We start from the raw sequence: 443 nt of genomic DNA, 5'->3' as shown, positions 1-443 counted from the left end.
CCGTTCTCCTGCTCGTTTACTTCCCACAAAGATGGTGCAGTCGACCGCATAACGTACGAATCGCAACCCTCTTCCGGTTAGTTCCTTGTCCAAATCGTCCAGTAGAATGTTTGCCAAAAGCGGACTGAGCGGACCCCCTTGAGGCGTCCCCTCCCGGCTACGCTCTAGCGTTCCATCTACTAGGGCTCCGGCGTTAAGATAAGCACGAATCAGTCTCAGTACTCTTTTGTCTGTTACTTTCCGTGCCACTCTTGCCATCAGCATGTCATGCTTCACTTGGTCAAAGAATTTCTCCAGATCGAGGTCCACGACCCATCTCAGGCCACTTTGAATATATCTTTGGGCTTGTTTAACGGCGTCATGCGCGCTCTTTCCCGGGCGAAACCCATAGCTGTACCAAGAGAATTGTGCGTCAAAGATCGGGTTCATGACTTGTAGAAGCG

At 51.2% G+C, this 443-nt stretch carries 1 protein-coding gene; it reads right to left on the bottom strand.

Annotated elements, in window-relative coordinates; translation table 11 throughout:
* Positions 1 to 443, bottom strand: a 443-nt coding sequence (locus ACNPNW_RS16455; protein ID WP_448767211.1) for a group II intron reverse transcriptase/maturase, incomplete at both ends; no start/stop codon positions are given.

The sequence above is a fragment of the Acinetobacter endophylla genome, from assembly GCF_053543775.1.
The sequence above is the reverse complement of the archived record's forward strand: the minus strand, read 5'-3'. Positions and strand labels throughout refer to the sequence as shown.